The organism is Vibrio sp. Y29_XK_CS5 (assembly GCF_024181835.1).
In the GTDB taxonomy this organism is placed as follows: Bacteria; Pseudomonadota; Gammaproteobacteria; order Enterobacterales; family Vibrionaceae; genus Vibrio; species Vibrio harveyi.
This window is the reverse complement of sequence record NZ_JAMZAM010000001.1, coordinates 1,904,529-1,927,908: the sequence shown is the minus strand read 5'-3', so window position 1 is coordinate 1,927,908 and position 23,380 is coordinate 1,904,529. Positions and strand designations below refer to the sequence as shown.

The following is a 23,380-nucleotide window of genomic DNA, read 5'->3' as shown; positions in this document are numbered from 1 at the left end:
TATCTCAGTAAGTGAGTTTTCAAAGGTTTACTTTTAACCTTGAAGAATAAATGAGGTAAATCATGCGCTTTGAATACTTGCTTGATGATGAAGTCACCCAAGAACTCGATGCTAAGTTAAGAGCTTTGCTGTCCACTTGCTTCACCAAGGAGCAAGACAAAATCTTTCAAACTCAACGTTATTTCAATGAAATACCTCGTCACCGCTATCTAATTTGGGATGGCGATAAACTCGCTGCCCATGTTGCCGTACACGAAAAACAAGTCATGATTGATGATCAATCTTTTCCCATTAGTGGTATTGCAGAAGTCTGTGTTGACCCCGGTTCTCGCGGGTTAGGGCTGGTGAAAATCTTGTTGGAAGCGGTTCATCAGGATGCATTGGAGCGAGGCGACGCATTTTCTGTTTTATTTGGTCGCACGCCAGTTTATCGATCCAGTGGTTATACGCCCATCAATAATTTGAAGATAAAAGTTGCCCCAAATCATTGGGTCAGTACTGATGACACCATGGTATGCTCTCTGAAAATTATTTGGCCGCAACAGACGGTTCATTTAGTCGGCTATCCTTTTTAAACGGGTTTTCTCCGCGATTAACTTTGTGTGAGAATACGTAATAAATTGAATTCCATAGGATCAAAATCATGGCGAATTGGGAAGGCGTCAGCGAATTTGTCGCCGTCGCAGAAACCAACAGCTTTACCGGCGCAGCCAATAAGCTCAAAACATCGGTCGCGCAAATCAGCCGTCGTGTATCAGCGTTAGAAGAACGCTTAGCAGTGAAATTGCTTCATCGTACTACGCGTAAAGTGTCGTTAACTGAAGCTGGTCAACTTTATTACCAACAGTGTAAGCACCTTGTGGAAGGGTTAGAGTTAGCTGAGTTGGCGGTAACTCAGATGCAAGCCGAACCGAAAGGTGTGCTCAAAGTGACTGCGCCCGTGACCTATGGGGAAATGAATCTTGCTCCGCTGCTGCACCAGTTTTTAGAAAAGTACCCGCAAGTAAATCTCGATCTGATTCTTACTAACCAAAAGCTCGATTTGATTGAGCAAGGTGTCGATGTGGCGATTCGTTTGGGACGCTTGCAAGACTCGAGCTTGATCGCTAAACGCCTTTCATCGCGTCAGCTGTATGTGTGTGCCAGCCCGGCTTACTTAGAGCGCTCTGGTGAGCCGCATACCTTGTCTGAACTGAGTCATCACCAATGCTTGGTGGGTACCGCTGACTATTGGCACTTCAAAGAGCAAAAACGTGAGAAGTCTCTGCGTGTCTCTGGTCGTATTAAGTGCAACAGTGGTTTTGCCTTGGTGGATGCAGCGAAACGAGGCTTAGGTTTGGTGCAGCTGCCGGACTACTACGTGCAAGAGGCGTTAGACAATGGCGAGCTGGTGGAAGTGTTAACCGATTACCGAGACGATCGCGAAGGTATTTGGGCGCTATACCCACAAAACCGAAACCTGTCGCCAAAAGTGCGCTTACTGATTGATTTCTTGGCTGAGAGCCTAAATTAGAAATAGGTATTTATGTGTTTAAAAGCTAAGTAGCAAATCTTGTTACTTAGCTTTTTTTGCGCTCTTAAATCACTGTTCGTTTAGCTCGGCATCTTCGCGTTTGATGACCTTATGACCATCTTCTGATACGCCTTGTTTCCAGTAACTGCTGAGGTAAAGGTTTTCACGCTCCACTTCTTTTTCGTTACGGAAGTATTGGCGTAGCGCGCGCATTGAGTCGAACTCACAAGCACACCACACTGCTGCTTCACCCGTTTTCCATTCTAGTGCGCGGACTTTATCTTCGAGTGATTGCTCGGTGACCCAATGGATTTCCACACCTGCTGGTGCTTCGAGAGCTTGGATATCCGCTTCAGAAATCACGCTGATCACGGCATAGCCTTTTGCGTCTTCTGGCAGAGTGCGAATCTTCGCTGATAGCGCTGGCAACGCCGTCATATCCGCAGCCATAAAGAACCAGTCGGCTTCAGTGTTTAGGTTCGAGATACTGCCAGGACCGGCGATATTGATGGTGTCGCCTTCTTTTGCGGACATCGCCCAGCGCGCTGCAAATCCACATTGTAGGTCTTTAGTAATGTGGCGAACGAAGTCGACTTCAATCGTGCATGCTTGTGGATCGAAGCGACGAATGGTGTAGGTACGCATAACTGGACGGTTTTCTTCAGAAAAGCCTTGGATGTCAGTACCGCCTGTTTCGTTGAACAGCAGCTTGATGTAGCTGCCTTCGCAATCTTGTGGAAAGTTGCCTAGTGCTTCGCCTTGCAGGGTAATACGCTGCATGTTAGGCGTTACTGTTTGTGTGTTGATAACAACGAGGCTTTTTGGTTGTGGTTTCTTTTTCATTTTAATTCACATTTCACTACGTTTGATAACTATTCTCTTTCTCATCTAAGATTAACAGCATCTCAGTAAGGCAGATAGCGTCTTTATCTAAATTTACACTCTGATGTGAAAATCGGCGATTTAATTCCGACAGACCTCGCCCGAATGAACACTTCGTCATCCATGTTTATAAGATTTGGGTTTAAAGAATAAAAAAGGGCACCGAAGTGCCCTTAATAGAAGAATGGAGTTTGTTTACTGCGTTTGTTCTAATAAATGTGTCTTCAAGAATCGATCCATCGCTTGGTAACCATCGAGGCGATTTTCAAGAGAGCGGAAGCCATGACCTTCATTCTCTTTCACGATGTATTCCACTTCGACGCCACGTTCACGAAGAGCATTGACGATTTGGTCAGATTCGCTTTTCACTACACGTGGGTCTTTCGCGCCTTGTAGAACCAATAATGGAGCTTTGATTTGGTCAACATGGAATACTGGTGAGTATGCTTTCATCATCTTCGCATCTTCTGGGTTATTCGGATCGCCAACTTGCTCATGCAGCATAGCTAGGAATGGTGCCCAGTATGGTGGAATGGAATCCATGAAAGTAAAGAGGTTGGACACACCAACGTAGTCGATACCACACTTATATAGGTCTGGCGTGAACGTCACACCAGCTAATGTGGCGTAACCACCGTAGGATGCGCCGTAGATACATACTTCACCATCTTGTGCGTAGCCTTGGTCAATCGCCCATTTAACGCCGTCAGTGATGTCATCCTGCATCGACTGACCCCATTGCTTAAATGACTTCTCCCAGAATTCACGACCATAACCTGTTGAACCACGGAAGTTCATCTGTAGAACGGCAATACCACGGTTTGCAAACAACTGAACTTCTGGTTGGAAGCCCCAGTGATCGCGAGCCCAAGGACCACCGTGCGGCAGAACAAGCAGTGGCAAGTCTTTCGCTTCACGGCCTTTTGGTAACGTTAAGTAGCCATGGATGGTTTCACCATCACGAGCGGTATATGTGATTGGCTTCATCTTCGCCATGTCTTCTGGCTTATGCCAAGGTGCGTTTGCAGCTAACTTCTCAAGTTGGTCTGAATCACGATCGTAGTAGTAGTAATTAGGACGGTCGGTGTCGCTGTAGGTCACGACGATCATTTTTCTCTCGTCGCGAGTGGTGTTGTTCACCGAGATTTCAACACCCGGTAGCTTTTCTTGCAGACGCTCAAAAGTCTCTTCATAACCTTTATCAAGGAAATGGTACTGACGTTTGTCTGTCACATAAGAGATCGTTGTGAGCTTGTTGAGTGCATTTGAGTAACTTGCACTGGTGACGTCCACTTCTGGGTGAGAGAAGATCTCGCGCACTTCTTTGTTAGCCTTCACATCATATTCGATGATCGCTGATTTATCGCGAGTGATACGTGAGGCAACGTACAGGTTCTTGTTATCTGGTGTAAATGAGATTGGAGAGAAGTCTTCTTTGAAGGTGAGGTTCTTCAATGGACGGAACTCTTCATCCACGGTATCACGGTACAGAACCGCTGTATTTACGCCGTCTGAAGTTGAAATCACGCGGATGTTCCCATCGTGGTCTGTACCCCAGTAACGCACATTCCCTGGGTTTTGAGCCACAAGCGTGTTCTTACCCGTTTTTAAGTTATGACGATAAACATCAAACACTTGCGGGTTACGTTCGTTGGTCGTGATAAGAATGTCATCTGGTTGGCTTTCTAAAGTGTCGATCACATAAGCCACTACGCCAGATGTAGGTGTGATGGTTTGCTCTTCACCCGTTTTGACATTGATCGTTACGAGATAGAAGTTTTCATCACCGCCCGTATCGCGAGAGTAAATAATGGTGTCATCACCAACCCAGTAGTAGTAAGCGATGTCACGACCAGTAATTGACGTAATACGTTTCACATCCTCTGGCTTACCAACTGGATGAACAAATACGTTTTTACGATCTTGCCACGGTTTCATCATTGAAATGTAATCTCCAGCAGGGGAGATTTGGTAGCTAGAGACTTCAGCATTACGGAAGAAGTAATCTACGGGATATTCCGGTGGGATAACTTCGGCAGTCGTCGTGGTTGAAGTTTGGCTACAACCCGCGAGTAGTAGACCAAAAGCGGTAGCAAGAATAAGCTTGCGAGTACGCATTGTATAACGCTCCTTGTGTGACGGACCTGTCAGCATCGTGCTTGTCGGTCAGAATGAATCGATAGTCGCTATTAAAGAACAAAAGCGACAAGGCAGTGAAAGAAAAGCCAAAATCGAATATATCGATAGGGCTTATGTTTGAGGGTTTTTAATATTCTTGTCACTGCTGTTGCTACTATGACCCAATCCATCCTTGGAAGTGGCGATTTTTTGTACTTACCGAACAAGGGACTAGTCGAAATTTGGCATAAGTCACACTTATCTTTCGCTGTTTTGTCATTTATATCATTGGGATAGTCGACAAAAGCAAAAGTGCTGCCATGCCATAGTTGAATCCTTTCACTCGTTTGGAGGTAGTAAGCCAGCGCTGAAGCTGGATACCAGCAGCGGTCCAAAAGGTCACGGAAGGCAGATTCGCGAGGCAAAAAATACCCGCGATGAATGCCAGTTCTAGCCAAGAGCCACCACTGCTGTATACCGTGATTGCGGTTAATGCCATTGACCAACCTTTCGGGTTGACCCATTGAAATGCTACTGCACCTAAAAAGCTCATTGGGCGGTAATCATCGTTGACTTCCGTTTTACTGCTGGTGGCAATTTTATATGTTAGGTACAGCAAGTAAGTCAGACTCAATACCTTAAGAATGCTATGTGTGATCGGGTAAGCATGGAACAAGCTCATCAAGCCAATGCCAACTAAGATCAGCATTGCGCCAAAGCCGAGGGTAATCCCCAGCATATGGGGGATAGTGCGTTTAAAGCCGACATTGGCGCCAGATGTCATGAGCATGATGTTGTTTGGACCCGGAGTGAAGGTCGAGACAAACGCAAACAGCGCGAGTGCACCAAGTTGAGAGTATTCCATAGTGTGTTCCTACAAATATGTTTGCCACAAAGTGATGGGCAAGGGGTTACGTTTTCTGACCGGTCAAACACAATGATAGGTAGAAGTGTCATCAATTTTGTGCTTTTATTTGATGAAAATGCTTCGCTTAAACAACAAAAGAACATTATGGATAGATTTGACGAAAGAATATTGCAAGCACTGAAATCGGACGGAAGAATTTCCAATGTAGAGCTGTCTGAGCGCGTTGGATTGTCGCCGTCTGCTACTTTGCGCCGCGTACAAGACCTCGAACGCAAAGGGACTATCAAAGGCTATCGCGCAGTGTTGGACAATCAGCAAATGGGCGTTGGTTTTGTCGCTTATGTGTCGATAGGTTTGGCCTCGCACTCAAAGCAAGCGCAGCTCGGTTTTGAAGATCATGTACGTTTTGTGGATGAGGTGGTGGAATGCCATAACATCACAGGGGCAAATGAATATTTGTTGCGTGTCGAAACTCAAGATCTTGCGGCATACAAAGCGTTTCATGCAGACGTGCTTGGTGAATGCGAATATGTCAAAGCAATCACGACCATGGTGGTGATGGACACACCAAAAGATGAACGATAACCGCTATATGGAACATTGTGTTGTAGCACATCAATTTGAAGTGACTCGAAAGAGTGAGTCGAGTATGACTGCAGTCCACATAAAATGCTGGAAAGCAGGCTACAATCTGACAATTCCAGCATTTATTCTCACCTTCTAAATAATCGCATCCTGCTAGTTTTTCTACGTCGTTGCTTGGTTCGCGAGCAGCGTGATAGAAAATTTAAGGATGAATGATGAAATCATACGTAACCCTTCCCCTAGTGAGCTTGGGCGCGATTGCAGCGTTAAGCTCATTTAATGTTAATGCCCACGGCTGGGTCGAGTTTCCAAGCGCACGTCAAAATACCTGTTATTTAGACGGTGGCTTTTGGACCAATGAAATTCCAAACCAAGCGTGTCAGGCTGCTTATGACGAGTCGGGGGCATACCCATTTGTTCAGCGCAGTGAAGTGGCGGCTAACGTGCCAAATTATCGTGATATGGCACATGTACAAGCAATCGTTCGTGATGGAGAGCTGTGTTCTGCAGGCGATGCGGCGAAAAAAGGTCTAAACATTCCATCGCCAAATTGGCAGCGTACCAATGTCACCCCAGACGCCAACAACCAAATTGAATTGGTGTTCTATGGCAAAGCTCCACATAACCCTTCTTATTGGGAGTTCTACCTTTCCAAGCCAACTTATGACGACACGCAACCTCTTACTTGGGCCGATTTAGAACTGATCGATACGGCTGGTGACGTTTATGTTGATGCAGAAAAACGCTACCGCATGCAAGTGACCTTCCCTGCTGATCGTTCGGGTGATGCGATCCTTTACACTCGTTGGCAGCGTATTGATGTAGCGGGTGAAGGTTTCTACAACTGTAGTGATATTACGTTGAACGGTAATGGCACCACACCACCAACTGACCCTGTCGATCCCACCGAACCGGGTAATAACCTCACGTCACTTGGCTATTTTGTTCCACAAGGGTTTGGTCCTGTCGAGGCGGGTGATACCGTGCGCTTTCGTACGTTTAATGAAACAGGTACTGAGATCGTCGACCTTTCACTCCCTATTAATGCCAATAACACGACGACATGGGCAGCAGAACTGGCAGATCAATTTAACTCACAGCAAACCGGTGATTGGTATGTAGGTATTTGGCATGAAGCGATGAATCACTACATGTTCGATACGAACAATGTTTATGCGAACCAAGTATTGGCTCCGAGTGCCAATTTTAGTTACGCATTATCGTTGATTAAAGGCGATACTCAACCACCAGTCGAGCCAACCAATCTTTGGAGCAAAGACGCGGTGTACAACCAAGGCGATGTCGTAACGCACAATGGTCGTGAGTGGACCGCACAATGGTGGACTCGTGGCGAAGAACCTGCAACAACAGGTGAATGGGGCGTTTGGCGCTAGCATTCTTTCTTCCCAAATAAATAAAACCTTTCTCGATTGAGAAGGGTTTCTTGTTTTTAACTGTCGGAACGACTAGCAGACCAAGGTTGCCAATTCATCGTGGCATGCTTTGCCAATTTGAGCATGGGGATGTCTTCATGTGTATCGCCATACGCGTAGATGGCTTGATATTGACTAACGTCGAACTTTGCTTGAACGCGTTCGACTTTCCTTTCCAAACTGCAGTCTTTACTGTGATAGAGTCCGCTAATGCGTTTGCTGTTCCCAAGGAGTTCACTGCACAGCAAGTTGTAACCTTGAGTGTCGCACCAAGGTTTTAAGTAGGCGTTAAGTGACGCAGAAACGACTACGATCGTATCCCCTTGAGCATGATGCCAATCTAATCGTGTTTTGGCTTCAGGGCGGATGTGTTGCACGATGATCTCTTGAGCAAACCGTGCTCCTAGTGTTTTCACTTCTTCGGTTTGTCGCCCTGCAAAGGCAACAAAACTGGCGATTGGACGCATTCGTCTAGCAGGGAGGAACCCAGCTTTGTACATCGCATAAAATGGCAAGATGATAATGTTGCCTAGCCACTTGCGTGGACCCGTCACCGAGTAGTGAAGGAACAGGCTAAACATGTCCTCATCGGTGATGGTGCCATCAAAATCAAACAGTGCTAAAGCGGGCTTTCGAGAATCTGACAATCTACTGCCTTAAGGGTTAATGTGCGTGTCCGTGGGAGAAGTTTATCACCATCACACCTGCAGCGATAAGTGCCATACCAATCCAAAGGCTGGTATCCATATGCTGGCGATACACTAGTTGAGAAATTAAGGTAACAGATACGATAGCTAAGCCAGCCCAAAGTGCGTGAACGATACCCACAGGCATACCGCCTTTCATTGCTTGTGCTAAGCAGACAAATGCTGCCAAGTGACCCAGCAAAACTAGTGTTGCTGGCAGTGGCTTGCTAAAACCGTCAGTCGCTTTAAGTGCAACATGTGAAAGGGCTTCTGCGCCCACGCCTAAAAGTAAGAAAAACCAGCTCATTGTTATCATTCGTCTTCAGTTGTTGTGGAGTGCGCTTAGTATATTGATGTCGAATAAAATGATAATCCTGCAAAAAATAAAATAACTTTTACTTAAATGTAATAATAGTGGCGTCTTACATACGCTTACACCAAGTCTTGGTTGTAGTCGTTACACTGCCGCCGTCTTTAGAGAGGAGCGTGTATTGATGCATAAAGCGATAGCGGCGACTGCGGTGATATTGGCATTGAGTGGGTGTGGCGGTGAAGGGATGTCAACGGATTCAATTCCCAAGTTCAAAGACCCTAGAGCAAGCTATCAAGTGGATGGGATCGATTTGCTCCATCACTCTATTACTGATGCAATCAGCGATGATTTACTTGGTTTTGAAGCAGAAAACTTATCGCGCAAAGTCACCTATACCCTAGACAGACTTTCTTTGGGTTTGCTGTGGGAGTTTAACGTGAGCACTTTAGAAGAGCTGCAAGCGCTAGTGCCCAATGTCGGTGACAGCAAAACCTCTTCATTCTGGAAATACCATCTCATGCGTCTTTCGCCTGATATGGTAATGGTGAGCACACCAGAGGAAATTGCGCACTTCTATTATGAACAAGAAATCATTGAAACACGCTTTGGTATCTCTACCTACAAGTTCAGTGAAAAACCAACACGTATCACCATGGTGGTCTACCCTGAAGGCATCAGTATTGAAGCATTCAATGAAGGCTATCAGGCAGAATATGACGAGAGTAAAGGCACTTACACAGTGCGACTGCAATATGAAGACGCAAATCAAAGCAGTCATTACGAAAAGCTGATTGTCGAGCTGAACGGTGATCAAGTTCGACTTGAGAAGGGCACAAGTACGATGGAAGGTCTGGAAGTAAAAGACCACGCTAAGCAGAGCCATCGCTTCGAATATAATCGCAAACAAAACACACTCTCTATCCAATAACGATTTATTGAATATTGAAGTGGTGACTAGGTTCATTTCTGAGTAACGGTTGGGAGACTGGCTCGGAGGTCATGACTTCAATTCTATTTGCGCTTTACCAAGACCCTTTGCGCATTGGGGGGAAGAGATATTTCTTCCCCCCGTTTTTCTTGTGACTAACAGCGCCAATTAACTGCGATTTTCGCTTCTAGAAGGGGGAATAAAAGTGTGGTCTTGGACGCAATAGATGACGTTGGATGATTACAGCTTGGCTTTGATGAAGTCCAAACCATCAGTATCAACAAAACCGGACGACTTGATCAGTCGACTCGGTTGAACCCCATAACGTCTCTTAAACACCCGACTAAAGTAATTAGGGCACCCAAACCCACTTTTGATCGCTGCTTGCTTGATCGACATACCTGACATAATGAGCGAAACTGACTTTTTTAACCTGATATTATTGGTTAACTGGGTAAAGGTAATGTTCGAGTTTTTGAGCTCAGTTAATAAGTAACTCTTGCTGATCCCTGTTTTTATCGAAACATTCTCCAACGTCCATGGGTACTCAGTGTCTGCTTGAATACAGTTAGTCATCTTATTTATGAGCTTTACAGACGATAAAATGTTCGCTTTATCGAACTCACTACAACTGCTTAAAAAAGACGTAAGTGCGAAGACGCTGATTGAGTGAACCATACATGACGAAACGTCAGACAAACAATATTCAATTGAAGAGTCGAAGTAGTCATTTGTATTAAATAACTTCTCTTGATCATCTCCCGTTCCAAAATCGAAGAAGTAATAATTATCTACAATGACTCTTAGCATTTCTTCTGTGTAAGTGAAGCGTTCAACTTCTATTTCTTTGTCCTTATTGATTGGTCTAAGTGAGACCCAACATTTAGAGTGCGCGGGAACATAAATAATGTCCCTTCCTTTAATCTGTATCATTCGACCACTCACACTAACAAAGCCTATCGCATTGGACACTCTGACTAATAAATGCCGAGAGACGTATGCTTCTATTAATAACTGTGGACTTTGATATTTGAGCGCTTTAAATGTAACTTTTTTCATAGGAATATAAACAAGTCTACGCGGACAAAACTGTTTCGAATCGATGTGTTTCCTTTATCTCTCTAAAGTTCAATAAATCGAGAGTTTCAGAGAGTGAGAGCGGGTAATAATAGTTGTAACCTTGATGAAAGACCTCAGGATGAAGAAATGCGACTCGTTGAGAGGATGTTTCTACACCTTCTACAATGATCTTCTTGCTATGGAATTTAAGTAAAGGAATCAGCATTCCGATCATGGTCAAGCCATCTTGGTATAGCAAGTAACTCTTATCGAGTTTTATTGCATCCCAATCAATGCATTGCAACGCAGAGGTTTTGAGCTTCTCATCATGATGATAGTCGTCCAACCAGAATTGGTGTCCTTGTTTTTTGAGTTTAACGATGTTTCTTTTGGCAGCGTTGACCTCTTTAATACTTTCTATCTTCGTCACTTCGATGATGATGGGATTTTCAGTATTTTCTATGACTTCATCAACGAAGGATGAATCAAGTAAACAACTAAGAGGTAGGTTGAGTGATATATTTAGGTTAAACTGAGATAAATTTTCATTTAAGAATCTGATTTGACATAGAAAAATCTTTTTTATGAACTCATCATTGATATATTCAAAAAACTCCTCGCTATTCAACCTCTCCCCACTTGAATTAACTAAATGAGACAGCACTTCATAACCGTGAATCTTATAGTTCTTTGGATCTACGATTGGCTGAAGCTTGAACTCAAGGCTGACAAAATTTTGATTATTCCAGAAAACACTAACAATATTATTGTCAATTGATATTTCTTCTATTTTTATAGTCATCTGTTTTTATTCCTTAGGCAAACGTTTTTATAAAATACTAGATGACAGAATCACGTCAAAGAAATTATTTTAAAGATCCCAATAATATCTTTTTAAGATATTTTGTCAGAATTATGACGCCATCTCTATAGCGTCAGTGAAATCTAATTACCCACTAATATATATAATACTAATATTTTCATCTAACTCTTAATGGGCATGGTTTTTTATGCGGATTTTAATGGTTGGCTTTATTATTAAATAATAAAGCCAATTGCTTGAAGTGATAAAAGTATCAATAAGTGAGCTTTTAACGAAAGTTTAAAAGGGAGGGAATAGGCGGTGAACTATCTCATTGATAGAAGATCGCTAGCCATATTGTCTCTTGCTCTGGGTCGGTCCAACTTACTCGATGCTTCGTGTGCGCTGGAATGTTGACGTGATCGCCCGCTTCCAAACGCTTCTTCGTGCCGTCCTCATAAGTCAGTTCGCCTACGCCTTTTAGCACCAATACCCACTCATGGTCTTCTTGATCGTACCATTCGCCTTCTGGCGTCGTTTGCCCCTTCGATACAATACGCTCGATTCGGAGCTGTCTGTGTGTGAGTAAATCTTCAAATACCTCTTCACTCAAATCACAAGGTAGGTCTTTTAAAAGGTTCATAATGTTTCCTAAATAACGATCAGGCCAAATGGCGAGAGCAATTGTTCTTGTTGCCAGTCGCAAATCTTAACACCGTATAAAGAGACGCGGCGGATGTCCAAACCCTCTAAATCAACATGGGTCAGGTCGCTTTCTTCTATATTAAAGCTGCCCCATTGTTCAGGGCTGAATTCTCCACGTGATAGATCCGCACCTTTAAAGCTTGCACCCATCAAGTTGGCACCATTCCATCGGTTCTCAAATAGATCGCATTTCTCTAGCAGTGCGCGCTCAAAATTAGTGTAAGCCAAGTTGCAACCCGTAATGTAGGCGATACAAAAGAACACAGTATTGCTGACGCGATTAGCGAAATTAGCACTTTGAAAGTTTGCACCCTTCAAATCGCATTTACGTAACTCAATGCCGACGCAGTCTGCGCCATTAAACTGAGACATCGCTAACATGCAGTTGCTAAAGCTGGCATCTTTAAGTTTGGCATAGCGAAAGGTACAGCCTTCAATGTCGCTTGGTTGGATAAAGCGGCAATCAATAAACTTCACATCACTGAGATCGGCGTGGTCAAAGTTGCATTGATAAAAGCGGCAATTTTGAAAAGTGGTGTTTTGCAAATCGTGATGCGAAAAGTCTTCCTGTTCGAAAGTGAGATCGGTCTTAATCATGGCTTTTTATCTTTTCCTTACTTGGTTAGATGCAGACTATCACTCTAAGTAACTGATTTTCCAGAAATATAACTTCTTGTATTTCAGTGGTTTACAGACCCCGAAAATCGCCAATTTAAGCGGTCAAACGGGCTGTTTAAAGTCGATGTTTTGTAAAAATAATCCGAGCATATCGAGAAAAAAGTTTTGTTGAGCACAGAGGCTTACAGAAGAATTGAAATGAGAACTGCGACGTACTCTTCTCACACGCACAGTTTGCATTACAGAATTGTATCCGATTTGCATAATTTGTTGATCAAATTGGCGTTTTTGTATACGGAAAAGCTATATTTTTCACAAATTGATTTCCATCAAAATAGTAGGGTTTCTATATGCTATTTTGCGCGCAGCTCAAGAAAATAGTGATACTCGCGTGCTTCAAGGTTTTGGATTGATAACAGAACCGTCCGAAAAGGAAGAGCATAGCGGAGTACAAAAGAAACAAAGCCCTACAAAAGGAAATAACAATGAAAAAAACAATCTGCAGTTTAGCAGTGGTTGCTGCGTTAGTGTCTCCAAGTGTTTTTGCTCACAGTGAAGGTGACTTCATTCTACGTGTTGGTGCGGCATCGGTTGTACCAAACGACAGCAGTGACAAGATTCTAGGTTCTCAAGAAGAGTTAAAAGTAGATTCAAACACTCAACTGGGTTTGACGTTTGGTTACATGTTTACTGACAACATCAGCCTGGAGATTCTAGCGGCAACACCATTTAGTCACGATATCTCGACTGATCTTCTTGGTCTTGGTGATATCGCAGATACTAAACACCTACCACCAACAGTGATGCTGCAATACTACTTTGGTGATTCGCAAAGCAAGTTCCGCCCATACGTAGGTGCGGGTTTAAACTACACCATGTTCTTTGATGAGGGCTTTAACGGTAAAGCCAAAGATGTAGGTCTTACTGATCTAAAATTGGATGACTCATTTGGCCTGGCTGCCAATGTAGGTGTCGATTACATGATCAATGAAAGCTGGTTCCTAAACGCATCCGCTTGGTATGCAAATATCGAGACCGAAGCGACTTATAAATTTAATGGCGCAGCACAAAAGACTGACGTAAAGATCAACCCTTGGGTATTCATGATCAGCGGTGGTTACAAGTTCTAAGAAAAAGCAGTAGCAAAAGAACAATAAGATTATTGGCATGACTTTTAGGGGCAGTTGCGGGGATTGCCCCTCTTTTTTATCTATTCTTTCTAGTTTTCTTTTCCTTCCCTATACCTCTTCTCTCTCCCCATATGACTACGATAGTGGTGCACTACTTTGGTATTTGTAAACACGTGACCAAAAAGATGAATTTTCTGTTAATTCTCGGTTGCTGAGAAAAGCGCAAAATTACCATAGCTAGGTTTTGAAATTGTTCTGATAAATTCGACTGGAAGTGTTCGGTTAATTATTAATCGAACGCTGAAATAAAAATTACAAAATGAAGCTAAGGACTGGCTGACTAAGGAAAATTGCTCATGAAGTGCGAAATTTTCACACGAGTATTTTCCGGTTTTGCTGTCTTTAGCTGAGAAAAATGTCTTTATTTTTCAATCGATAGACAGGAAGAACCTAAAATGAAAGGAACCACACTCATTGCAGTATTTGCTTCGGCAGTCTCGCTGTTCTCATACAGTGAGAAAATAAGTGCGGCAGAGAAATTTATTACTATCGGCACCGGTGGTCAAACGGGCGTTTATTACGTTGCTGGACAGTCGATCTGTCGTTTCGTAAACCGTGGCGCAGCAGACCACAGCATTAAGTGTAATGCTCCAGCTAGTGGGGGTGGCGTGGCAAACGTAAATGGTTTGCGCAGTGGTGAATACAACTTCGGTATCATGCAGTCAGACCATCAATACAAAGCCTTAGAAGGCGTGGCTCCTTTCCAAAATAACCAACCAATGACGGATATTCGTGCCGTTTTCTCCCTACAAAGTGAAGTGTTCACGATTCTTGCGCGCAAAGACGCGGGCATCACCAGTTTCGACGATTTGAAAGGCAAGCGCGTCAATATCGGTAACCCTGGTTCTGGTCAACGCGATACGTTTGAACAAGTGATGCAAGCAAAAGGCTGGTCGCAAGATGTGTTCAGTTTGGTATCGGATCTGAAGCCAGCAGAACAAGCTTCCGCAATGAGTGACAATAACATCGATGCAATGAGCTACTTCGTCGGTCACCCAAACGGCGCGATTCAGGAAGCATCAACCACCACCGATGCTGTGCTAGTACCAGTGACTGGTCCTGAAATCGACAAGCTACTTGCTGAGCGTGCGTACTTCACCAAAGCAACTATTCCGGGCGGAATGTACCGTGGCAACCCGAACGATACTCAATCTATCGGCGGTAAAGCGGTACTTTCAACCACAGCAGAGACGGACCCTGAGTTAGTGTATCAACTGACGAAATCTGTGTTCGATAACCTAGACCGCTTCAAACGCCTGCACCCAGCATTTAAAGACCTGAAAGAATCAGAAATGATTGAGGTGGGTCTGTCTGCGCCACTGCATGAAGGTGCGGTTCGCTACTACAAAGAGCGCGGCTGGTTGTAACTCTTAACACCTTCGATTTTTAGCAAGCGCTGCGATGGATTCTCAGCGCTTGCTTCTCTGTTGTTTGTGAGAAAATTATGGATAAGACGATCTCCACGTCCCATGCTGACATGCATCCGAATGAGCTGTCGGCAGAAGAACTGATTGCCCAAGATGTGGGTGCTCGCCTGCCAATCGGAATCATGGAAAAGCTGATTGCGGGTTTGGCGTTACTGTGGTCTTTGTTTCAACTTTGGATAGCGTCTCCGCTCCCATTTATTGTCGGTTTCGGTGTGATGAACGACACCGAAACGCGCGCCATTCACCTTGGCTTTGCCCTGTTGCTTGCCTTCCTCGTTTTCCCCGCTTTTAAGCGTTCTCCACGCGATCGTGTTCCTGTCTTCGACATCATGTTGGGTTTGATTGCTTGTGCCTCTTCGCTGTACTTATTTGTTATGTACGAAGCACTAGCACAACGTCCGGGCAGCTTAACCACTGAAGACTTTATTACCGCATTGATCGGCTTGCCTTTGCTTTTAGAAGCCGCGCGTCGAGTGCTTGGTCCTGCTTTGCCGGTGATTGCGTTGGTGTTTATCGGCTACAGCTTAGCTGGTCCATATATGCCGGGTTTATTGTCCCATCGCGGTGTTCAGTTGGATGCGCTGGCTAACCACCAGTGGATCACCACGGAGGGTGTGTTTGGTATTGCGCTTGGCGTATCGACCAGCTTTGTCTTCTTGTTTGTTCTGTTTGGTGCGTTATTGGAACGCGCTGGAGCAGGGCACTACTTCATTCAATTGGCATTTAGCATGTTGGGGCACCTGCGTGGTGGTCCTGCAAAAGCAGCCGTCGTTGCTTCGGGCTTAACGGGTTTGATTTCGGGATCGTCGATCGCCAACGTGGTAACCACGGGGACGTTCACTATTCCTATGATGCGCAAAGTTGGCTTCTCTCCTGAGAAAGCGGGAGCAGTCGAAGTGGCATCATCGGTGAACGGGCAAATCATGCCTCCTGTTATGGGAGCCGCAGCGTTTTTGATGGTGGAATACGTCGGCATTCCTTATGTTGAGATCATCAAACACGCCTTCTTACCTGCCGCAATTTCTTACATCGCACTGCTTTATATTGTCCATCTAGAAGCGCTCAAGTTGGGCATGCAGCCAATTGATGCCGCACGCTCAAAACCTTGGCTAGCGAGACTCACGGGATTTGCATTTGGCGCGGCGTTGATTTCTGGATTGTCGATGGCAGTCTACTACGGTTTAGGATGGTTGAAGCCAGTATTGGGTGACTTTGTATTACCAGGGATGGCGTTAATTCTGGCTACGGTTTACTTGGCACTGCTAAAAGTCGCCGCAAGTAATGAGCCGCTACCAGAAGAAGATCCAGATGCTCCACTAGAACAGTTACCAAATACACGCGCAGTCTTACTCTCTGGCTTGCATTACCTACTGCCTGTGGTGGTATTGGTGTGGTGTTTGATGGTCGAGCGTCTGTCTCCGGGGTTGTCTGCTTTTTGGGGTAGTGTGATTCTGGTGGTGATCGTTTTGACTCAGCGTCCTCTGTTGAGTTGGATGCGTAAAGATGGCAAACACGATTATGGCAACTTCAAAGACGGCTGTATCGACTTGCGTGAAGGCTTGATTGCTGGTGCGCGCAATATGATCGGCATTGGCATCGCGACCGCCACCGCAGGCGTAATTGTTGGTGCGGTATCGCAAACGGGGGTTGGCTTAGTATTGGCTGATTTGGTTGAGATGCTGTCTATGGGTAACTTGCTGTTAATGCTGATGCTCACGGCGGTATTGAGCCTGATTCTAGGCATGGGCTTGCCAACGACGGCGAACTACATCGTGGTATCGAGCTTGTTGGCGCCTGTTATCGTTACGCTGGGTCAACAACACGGCTTGATAGTGCCGTTGATTGCGGTGCACTTGTTCGTGTTCTACTTCGGTATCATGGCGGACGTAACACCGCCAGTAGGTCTGGCGTCTTTTGCTGCAGCTGCGGTGTCGAAAGGCGATCCGATCAAGACGGGCTTAACCGCGTTTTACTACAGTTTGAGAACCGCGGCTTTGCCGTTCTTGTTTATCTTCAATACGGATTTGTTGTTGATTGACGTGGATTGGGCGCACGGTATCGCCATCTTTGTTATCTCTACTATTGCGATGTTGATATTCGCTGCTGCGACGCAAGGTTGGTTCCTGACTCGTAATCGTTGGTACGAAGGCGTGTTGTTGCTGCTCGTAGCATTTACCTTGTTTCGCCCAGGGTTCTGGATCGACATGGTGGTGGATCCGTACCAATCGAGCAATCCTGCCCAACTGGCACAAACGCTTGAACCGCTTGAAGAGGGCGGTGTACTCAGAATGCGAATCAGCGGTGAAGATGCGGTAGGTAAGATGCGTGAATTCTCGGTGCTGCTTTCGGTTCCTGAAGGGGAAACCGGACAAGATAAGCTGGACGCACTTGGCATAGCGACTTATCAGCAAGATGAACAAACTCTGATTGATATCGTTAGTTTTGCTAGCCCAGCAGAGGCGGCAGGATTGCAGTTCGACCAACAGATTGTCGATGTGCGTGTGCCAGTTGAGCGTTATCGCAAAGAGTGGATGTGGATTCCAGCAATGTTCTTGTTTGGTGTTGTGATTTGGCTACAACGTCGGCGTGTGGCAATGCAGAACGACACAGCATGTTGATAGTTAAAGAAAAATAACCTAACAGCCCCGTTGGAGCCAAGACTGACGGGGCTTTTTTCTGTCTGAAATATTCATCATTTCTATTTTCAATGTCGCGAAATTATTAGCGCATTCTATACTTTATGTCTGATTGCTTTGCGCATCATTTGAACAAATGATCAACGCTCAAAATCGGATCTTAACCTTTCAGATCATCTTGTTGTTCGAAAGCGGAAAAATCCTACACTGATCACATAATTGAACACTTGGACAATATAAATGAGCGACGATATCGCGAAGAAATCCTCTTCGAAATCTAAAATGACCAAAATCCTTTTCCTACTCGTTTGTGCAATCGCCTTTGGTGCGATGTACTGGTCTTGGCAATATTCCGACAGTCACCCGAGTACGGAAGATGCGTATGTAAGAGCCAAAATCCTATCTGTCGCTCCACAGGTTCAGGGTCAGGTGGTATCAGTAGAAGCGAAAGATTTCCAAGTCATCAACAAAGGTGACTTACTGCTTAAGATTGATTCTCGCCCTTACTTATTAGCAGTGAAACAAGCGAAAGCCGCTTATCAGTTGGCCGTTCAACAACACGATGTGGCAGACAAACAAGTGACCGAAGCTGTGGCTGGTTTGGATGCGGCGCGTTCTAACTTGACTGAAGCGCAAGTGGAGTACAAACGTACCGATTCTCTTGTGAAACGTAAGTTAGCGTCTGACCAAGACCTTGATACGGCGAAAAACAAACTCGCTAACGCGCAAGCTGGTCTAGAGCAAGCGCGAGCAACAGTTGAAAAAGCAATCGCAAACCGTGGTGAAGAAGGTGCAGAAGCGGCGGTTGTTCAACAAGCAGCAGCGCAACTTGCACAAGCTGAATTGAACCTGAGCTACACCGACATCACTTCTCCAGTCGATGGCATTGCAGGTGAAATCAACACTCATACGGGTTCGGTAGTAAGCATCGGTCAAACACTATTCCCTGTGATCATCAAAGACAGCTACTGGGTGCGCGCGAATTTCAAAGAGACTGACTTAACTCACATCAAAGCAGGTATGCACGCTGAAGTCGTGATCGACATGTACCCAGATGTGGTTTGGGATGCAAAAGTGGAGCAGTTATCGCCTGCAAGTGGTACCTCTTTCTCATTGATGCCACCAGAAAACGCAACCGGTAACTGGGTGAAAATTAAACAACGCTTCCCTGTGCGTTTAACTTTAGAGGTACCTGAAGGTGCGCCACAGTTGCGTGTGGGGGCGAGTTCTGAAGTCACTGTTGATCTAAAAAGTAACGCACAATGAGTAACGAAATTACGGCAGATAAACGGGGTATAGCCACCGTCGCCGTGATGCTTTCTGCCATCATGGTGCTGATAGATATGACCGTTGCCAACGTGTCGCTTTCACACATGATGGGCGCACTAGGCGCAACGGCAGACCAAATCACTTGGGTGCTAACTGGCTACAGCATGGCAGAAGCGATCTTCATTCCGATGACCAGTTTTTGGGTATCGCGCTTTGGTGAACGCAAAGTCATGCTGGTGGCGGTGATTGGTTTTGTCATTGCGAGTGCCTTCTGTGGACAAGCCAGCTCGCTCGAAGAGATGGTGGTATTTCGTATCATTCAAGGTGCGTTTGGTGCTTCGGTTATTCCATTGGCGCAATCCACATTGGTTCAGATTTACCCTTCTGAGCAAAAAGGCAAGGCGATGGCGATCTTCTCTATCGGTATCTTGCTGGGTCCTATCTTAGGTCCGGTGGTGGGCGGTGTGATTACCGATAACATCAACTGGCGTTGGATTTTCTACGTTAACTTACCATTTGGTTTGGTGTGTACCGCGCTGATCTATCGCTACATCCACATCAGCAACAAGTCGAAACCAAACTTCGACTGGTGGATCATTGGCTATATGGCGCTCGGTGTTGGTGCGTTGCAGTTCGTGCTCGATAAAGGGAACGATGAAGACTGGTTTAACTCACGCATCATTCAAACCGCTGCACTGCTAGCGATAATGGGCTTAGTCATGTGGATCTACCGCAGCTGGAAGACTAAGAGTCCAATAGCGCCGCTGTGGCTCCTCAAAGACAGAAACCTCATGGTCTCGTCTTTGATGATAGCGGTCGTTTCGATGGCGATGTTTGGCTTGACCACTCAACAGCCTATGCTGCTTGAGAGTTTGTTGAACTATCCAGTATCGACCACAGGTATGTTGATGGCACCACGAGGGTTAGCGTCCGCCTGTATGTTAATTTTGGTCATCATCATCAACCCGCAATTTGATCCAAGGTTGAAGATTGTATTTGGTTTAACCTGTATTGGAATTGGCAGTTATTTTATGACCCTATACTCGACAGAAATTGACACTTTCTGGATCGTGATGCCAAGTATGATTCAAGGTATGGGCTTAGGTTTGACTTTCTCGACTTTGTCGACGCTGGCTTACATGACGCTACCAAAAGAACAGTCAGTAGCAGGGGCGAGTATTTTTAACTTGTTCCGAACCATTGGTAGCTCATTTGGTATTTCCATCGCTACCACATATCAGTACCGTGATGGACAACAGCAATGGCACGCTTTGGGTGAAGGTTTCAATCCTTACAATCCTGTGTTGCATGATTGGGCTGCTAAGCAAGGATTGTCGATTACTGATCCTGCTGCATTGGAGCAGTACCAAAGCATGCTCCATCAGCAATCGCAAATGGTCGCGTTTGTGCACACCTTCCAGTTGGTCGGGGTGATGTTCGTGATCATGATGCCGATGCTGGTATTTATCCGTTCAAAGTAAACCTCTAAACATAAACTAAAGCGCCCTTAACTCAGCCAGTTAAGGGCGCTTTTGTACATCTGATTCTTAGGGGCTTAGGAGTTGATATCGGACAATCAACCGAAGGTGACTTCACTGAAATGCGGATTGTCTTTGAGTGCTTTCATCGCGACTAACTGTTCGGTTGGAAACGAAATGCGTTCACCTTCAATATCCAAAAATAAGCATTCTTGGCGTTCCATATCGTAACCAGTATCGAACGCGCTACCTTGGTGCTTCTCACCGTTCTTGAGCGTAATTTCTACGGGTAGCTTAAACATACAGGCGATTTCAATAAAATCGTATTGGCTGCAGGTCACCATAATTTTTCTCCTTTTCTGTTCTTTATCAAGACCGACTAAGAACAGGAATCCTTCTCTGAAACCTAATCTTCATCTTACGCCCTATTTTGGTCATGAAAAAGACACACAAGCAGGCTTAACTAAAACCATAGTTTAGTGAACAAGACGTAGATAGGACATGTCTGAAACGACACTTAAAAACACGTACTTGGCTCGTGAGCGCGCAACGCAATCACTGATTACTCCTCATACTTACTACGCGCAGTTGGCGCATCGCATCAACCAATCAGCTCAATTTGAAAATGGACGCGTCAAAGATAAGATGCCAAACGTGCCAAGCCCTCAGTCATTTTGGCAAGTGTGTTGGGCTTACATGGGCGGGCGTTCGCCGCTCAGTCCTGATAAGCAACTGCCTTATTCAGCGATAGAGCCCACGCGGTTTTTAGAGCGACAACAAGCGATGCGAGTCACTTGGCTGGGGCATTCCACTTTGATGATTGAGACCGATGGTGTGCGCATCCTGACTGACCCTGTGTTCGACTACGCGTCGCCGTTGATTGCGAAGGCGTGGTTTGAGCGCAATATTCCCAATACATCAGTTCGCGACAGCTTGCCGACTCCCGATGTCATCCTGATCTCTCATGATCATTACGATCACCTCGAAGCATCGACTATACGTTATTACTCTGATAGATCTGTAACATTTTATGTGCCACTAGGTGTCGGTAAGCATTTGATTCGTTGGGGCGTTAGACCGGACAACGTAGTGGAATTCGATTGGTGGGAGAGCGTTCAGTACGCCAACGTCGAGTTGATTTGCACGCCCGCTAACCATAATTCAGGTAGAACTTATCTGGATAAGAATGCCACTTTGTGGGCGTCTTGGGTGGTGAAAGGACAACAAGAGACGCTTTATTTCAGCGGGGACACTGCTTACGACAATCACTTTGTACAAATCGCTCAGCGCTGCGGACCGATAGACATTGCTTGTCTGGAAGTCGCGGCAGATGTGAAGGGCAATCAAGGTTATCCGGTAGAGAATTGGGGGCACATGCAAGCCCATCACACAGTGCAAGCTTTTAAAGATCTGCAAGCAAAGAAGCTGTTGCCAGTACACTGGGCAACGTATGAGTTGTTTACTCATAAATGGGATGAGCCGATTAAGGATTTGATAGCACATTGCCAAGTGGATCACATTGAGTTACTTACCCCTATGGCAGGCGAGAGTTTTTATGTCGCGCAACAATATAAAAACAACACATGGTGGCAGGTGGAAAAATTATGTGAGCAAGCTAGAAAAATAAGGGTATAATATGACGACGCTTCAATAATATCCCTACCAATTTAACCAACTTTCTTGGTCCTTATAACAAGCTTTTTACTGGTCATCGAATCAATAAATTACCAGCAAGTCACCGTTTTTCTGTGATCTCTCACGTGACTAATTTTCTAAGTGCAACTTTTTGATACTCACCACCTAAAAATTTAATCTTTAAAAAGAAAACTTTTACTAAAAAACTAGGTGAACTTAATTTTACGCATCAAAACAATTATACTCATCGCATACTGATAAGGCTTGCAATAACTGGTTAAAGCTTAATCTTGGTGGGTAAAAATTGATCGGTTAATGCTTGGTAAAAAGTCTCATCATTGAAACATATTTAATAGATAGAAATTGCTGGAAATATTTGGAACCGGCATCACAAGAGTAGGGATTTCTTGAATATATCATCAGGGATGCTGACAAAAATAAAATAGGCATTGTTCGATGAATAATTCTGCAACGTATTTACTTGCTGCTTTGCGAGAAAAAATTAAAGAGAAGGGTATTTGTTATTCTGACCTCTCTATTGGAATGGGAATTCCTCTATCAACGATTAAAAGGCAGTTGCATAACACGTCTTTAGGGTTGGATAAAATACTCTCGTATGCCACTCATTTAGATACCGACTTAGTCGAATTGTCCATGCGTGGTAAACAGCTGCAACAAGAAAACGAGCAATTTATCACCGACACTAACAGCGAAATATTTCACCAGTATCCGTACCTATTTGATTTTTTGTATTTATTACGTCGGAAGGAATGGTCTCCGCAAGATATTGCGAGCAAATACCAATTGACCCATACCTCGATCACGCTTTATTTCCGTGCGTTGGAAATGATGGATTACATCGAGCTAAAAGGTGATGACCAATACCGTTTTAAAGACCAAGGTCGTTTTATTTTCGAAGAAGGTTCTAAGCTCGATACTTTGTTTGCTAAGCGCTTTCGAGATGAAGTGTTTAGCCATGATGTGCGACCACCGATTTGCATGGGACGCATTGCTATCACTGAAGAACAGGAAGAGAAACTGGCGAACGAGGTGTACAACAAACTGATAGAATTTGATGTGCAAAACAAGAGCGGAGAAGGCAGTAAGCGACTCCGAAACGTCTTGATGACTTACACTCCGGGCAATCAGATATTCCTTTCGGATACGATTCCGAATATTGACGGTGAATTATTAAAAGCCATCTCAATGGCGAATGAAAAATAGTGACTATTTAA

At 44.8% G+C, this 23,380-nt stretch carries 22 protein-coding genes; 12 read left to right on the top strand and 10 right to left on the bottom strand.

Going from position 1 to position 23,380, the window contains the following annotated elements; all coding sequences use genetic code 11:
* Nucleotides 1–62 precede the first annotated feature (62 nt).
* A complete protein-coding gene (locus NL647_RS08620) occupies nucleotides 63–575 on the top strand; it encodes a GNAT family N-acetyltransferase (protein WP_005447287.1) in 513 nt (170 codons plus the stop codon).
* A gap of 68 nt (nucleotides 576–643) precedes the next feature.
* On the top strand, nucleotides 644–1,513 hold the full coding sequence (locus tag NL647_RS08615) for a LysR family transcriptional regulator (protein WP_005447289.1): 870 nt from the start codon (nucleotides 644–646) through the stop codon (nucleotides 1,511–1,513).
* Between the two features lie 69 nt (nucleotides 1,514–1,582).
* On the opposite strand, the gene NL647_RS08610 is transcribed toward NL647_RS08615, so the two are convergent.
* The 3 genes from NL647_RS08610 to NL647_RS08600 form a co-directional block, all read right to left on the bottom strand.
* Nucleotides 1,583–2,356 carry a siderophore-interacting protein gene (locus NL647_RS08610; RefSeq protein WP_009695961.1) on the bottom strand — a complete coding sequence of 258 codons (774 nt, stop codon included), beginning with the start codon at nucleotides 2,354–2,356 and terminating at the stop codon, nucleotides 1,583–1,585.
* A 234-nt stretch (nucleotides 2,357–2,590) separates the two neighbouring features.
* Nucleotides 2,591–4,513: a S9 family peptidase gene (locus tag NL647_RS08605; RefSeq protein ID WP_187993357.1), complete on the bottom strand. Its 1,923-nt coding sequence runs from the start codon at nucleotides 4,511–4,513 to the stop codon at nucleotides 2,591–2,593.
* Between the two features lie 280 nt (nucleotides 4,514–4,793).
* The gene (locus NL647_RS08600; RefSeq protein ID WP_009702356.1) at nucleotides 4,794–5,378 is read right to left on the bottom strand and encodes a LysE family translocator; all 585 of its coding nucleotides are present in this window, start codon (nucleotides 5,376–5,378) and stop codon (nucleotides 4,794–4,796) included.
* A gap of 147 nt (nucleotides 5,379–5,525) precedes the next feature.
* Between NL647_RS08600 and NL647_RS08595 the strand changes: the two genes are divergently transcribed.
* Together NL647_RS08595 and NL647_RS08590 are read left to right on the top strand one after the other, a co-directional pair.
* On the top strand, nucleotides 5,526–5,966 hold the full coding sequence (locus NL647_RS08595; protein WP_045486755.1) for an Lrp/AsnC family transcriptional regulator: 441 nt from the start codon (nucleotides 5,526–5,528) through the stop codon (nucleotides 5,964–5,966).
* Between the two features lie 215 nt (nucleotides 5,967–6,181).
* Nucleotides 6,182–7,360, top strand: a complete 1,179-nt coding sequence (locus tag NL647_RS08590) for a lytic polysaccharide monooxygenase (protein WP_253650115.1) — start codon at nucleotides 6,182–6,184, stop codon at nucleotides 7,358–7,360.
* Nucleotides 7,361–7,416: 56 nt separating this feature from the next.
* On the opposite strand, the gene NL647_RS08585 is transcribed toward NL647_RS08590, so the two are convergent.
* Both NL647_RS08585 and NL647_RS08580 read right to left on the bottom strand, forming a co-directional pair.
* Complete coding sequence (locus tag NL647_RS08585; RefSeq protein ID WP_253650002.1) at nucleotides 7,417–8,046, bottom strand: HAD-IB family hydrolase; 630 nt, start codon at nucleotides 8,044–8,046, stop codon at nucleotides 7,417–7,419.
* 16 nt (nucleotides 8,047–8,062) lie between these two features.
* Complete coding sequence (locus NL647_RS08580) at nucleotides 8,063–8,392, bottom strand: multidrug efflux SMR transporter (RefSeq protein WP_005428450.1); 330 nt, start codon at nucleotides 8,390–8,392, stop codon at nucleotides 8,063–8,065.
* Nucleotides 8,393–8,579: 187 nt separating this feature from the next.
* Here NL647_RS08580 and NL647_RS08575 point away from each other — a divergent pair, with 187 nt between their 5' ends.
* Nucleotides 8,580–9,326: a hypothetical protein gene (locus NL647_RS08575; protein WP_005447303.1), complete on the top strand. Its 747-nt coding sequence runs from the start codon at nucleotides 8,580–8,582 to the stop codon at nucleotides 9,324–9,326.
* 240 nt (nucleotides 9,327–9,566) lie between these two features.
* On the opposite strand, the gene NL647_RS08570 is transcribed toward NL647_RS08575, so the two are convergent.
* From NL647_RS08570 to NL647_RS08555, 4 genes are all read right to left on the bottom strand, one after another.
* On the bottom strand, nucleotides 9,567–10,259 hold the full coding sequence (locus tag NL647_RS08570) for a helix-turn-helix transcriptional regulator (protein WP_020480876.1): 693 nt from the start codon (nucleotides 10,257–10,259) through the stop codon (nucleotides 9,567–9,569).
* Nucleotides 10,260–10,401: 142 nt separating this feature from the next.
* A complete protein-coding gene (locus NL647_RS08565) occupies nucleotides 10,402–11,187 on the bottom strand; it encodes an EAL domain-containing protein (RefSeq protein ID WP_253650001.1) in 786 nt (261 codons plus the stop codon).
* A gap of 331 nt (nucleotides 11,188–11,518) precedes the next feature.
* Complete coding sequence (locus NL647_RS08560; protein WP_005447308.1) at nucleotides 11,519–11,830, bottom strand: cupin domain-containing protein; 312 nt, start codon at nucleotides 11,828–11,830, stop codon at nucleotides 11,519–11,521.
* Between the two features lie 8 nt (nucleotides 11,831–11,838).
* Nucleotides 11,839–12,489: a Qnr family pentapeptide repeat protein gene (locus tag NL647_RS08555; protein ID WP_005447311.1), complete on the bottom strand. Its 651-nt coding sequence runs from the start codon at nucleotides 12,487–12,489 to the stop codon at nucleotides 11,839–11,841.
* Between the two features lie 506 nt (nucleotides 12,490–12,995).
* Here NL647_RS08555 and ompW point away from each other — a divergent pair.
* The 5 genes from ompW (at nucleotide 12,996) to NL647_RS08530 (ending at nucleotide 20,513) form a co-directional block, all read left to right on the top strand.
* Complete coding sequence (gene ompW, locus NL647_RS08550) at nucleotides 12,996–13,640, top strand: outer membrane protein OmpW (RefSeq protein WP_005447312.1); 645 nt, start codon at nucleotides 12,996–12,998, stop codon at nucleotides 13,638–13,640.
* A gap of 455 nt (nucleotides 13,641–14,095) precedes the next feature.
* Nucleotides 14,096–15,067, top strand: a complete 972-nt coding sequence (locus NL647_RS08545) for a TAXI family TRAP transporter solute-binding subunit (RefSeq protein ID WP_017189728.1) — start codon at nucleotides 14,096–14,098, stop codon at nucleotides 15,065–15,067.
* A 77-nt stretch (nucleotides 15,068–15,144) separates the two neighbouring features.
* Nucleotides 15,145–17,745, top strand: coding sequence for a TRAP transporter permease (locus tag NL647_RS08540; protein ID WP_170922489.1), 2,601 nt, complete (start codon nucleotides 15,145–15,147; stop codon nucleotides 17,743–17,745).
* Nucleotides 17,746–18,003: 258 nt separating this feature from the next.
* A complete protein-coding gene (locus NL647_RS08535; RefSeq protein WP_005447317.1) occupies nucleotides 18,004–19,029 on the top strand; it encodes an HlyD family secretion protein in 1,026 nt (341 codons plus the stop codon).
* Entirely contained in the window at nucleotides 19,026–20,513 is a 1,488-nt protein-coding gene (locus NL647_RS08530; protein ID WP_009695971.1) for an MDR family MFS transporter, read from the top strand. Before NL647_RS08535 ends, NL647_RS08530 begins: the two co-directional genes overlap by 4 nt.
* A 95-nt stretch (nucleotides 20,514–20,608) precedes the next feature.
* Here NL647_RS08530 and NL647_RS08525 read toward each other — a convergent pair whose 3' ends face one another.
* Nucleotides 20,609–20,854 (bottom strand): Rho-binding antiterminator, encoded by a 246-nt coding sequence (locus tag NL647_RS08525; RefSeq protein WP_009695972.1) that lies wholly within the window; start codon nucleotides 20,852–20,854, stop codon nucleotides 20,609–20,611.
* A 157-nt stretch (nucleotides 20,855–21,011) separates the two neighbouring features.
* Between NL647_RS08525 and NL647_RS08520 the strand changes: the two genes are divergently transcribed.
* The gene (locus NL647_RS08520) at nucleotides 21,012–22,145 is read left to right on the top strand and encodes an MBL fold metallo-hydrolase (RefSeq protein ID WP_253650000.1); all 1,134 of its coding nucleotides are present in this window, start codon (nucleotides 21,012–21,014) and stop codon (nucleotides 22,143–22,145) included.
* Nucleotides 22,146–22,601: 456 nt separating this feature from the next.
* A complete protein-coding gene (locus NL647_RS08515; RefSeq protein ID WP_005447325.1) occupies nucleotides 22,602–23,369 on the top strand; it encodes a hypothetical protein in 768 nt (255 codons plus the stop codon).
* Nucleotides 23,370–23,380: the final 11 nt, after the last annotated feature.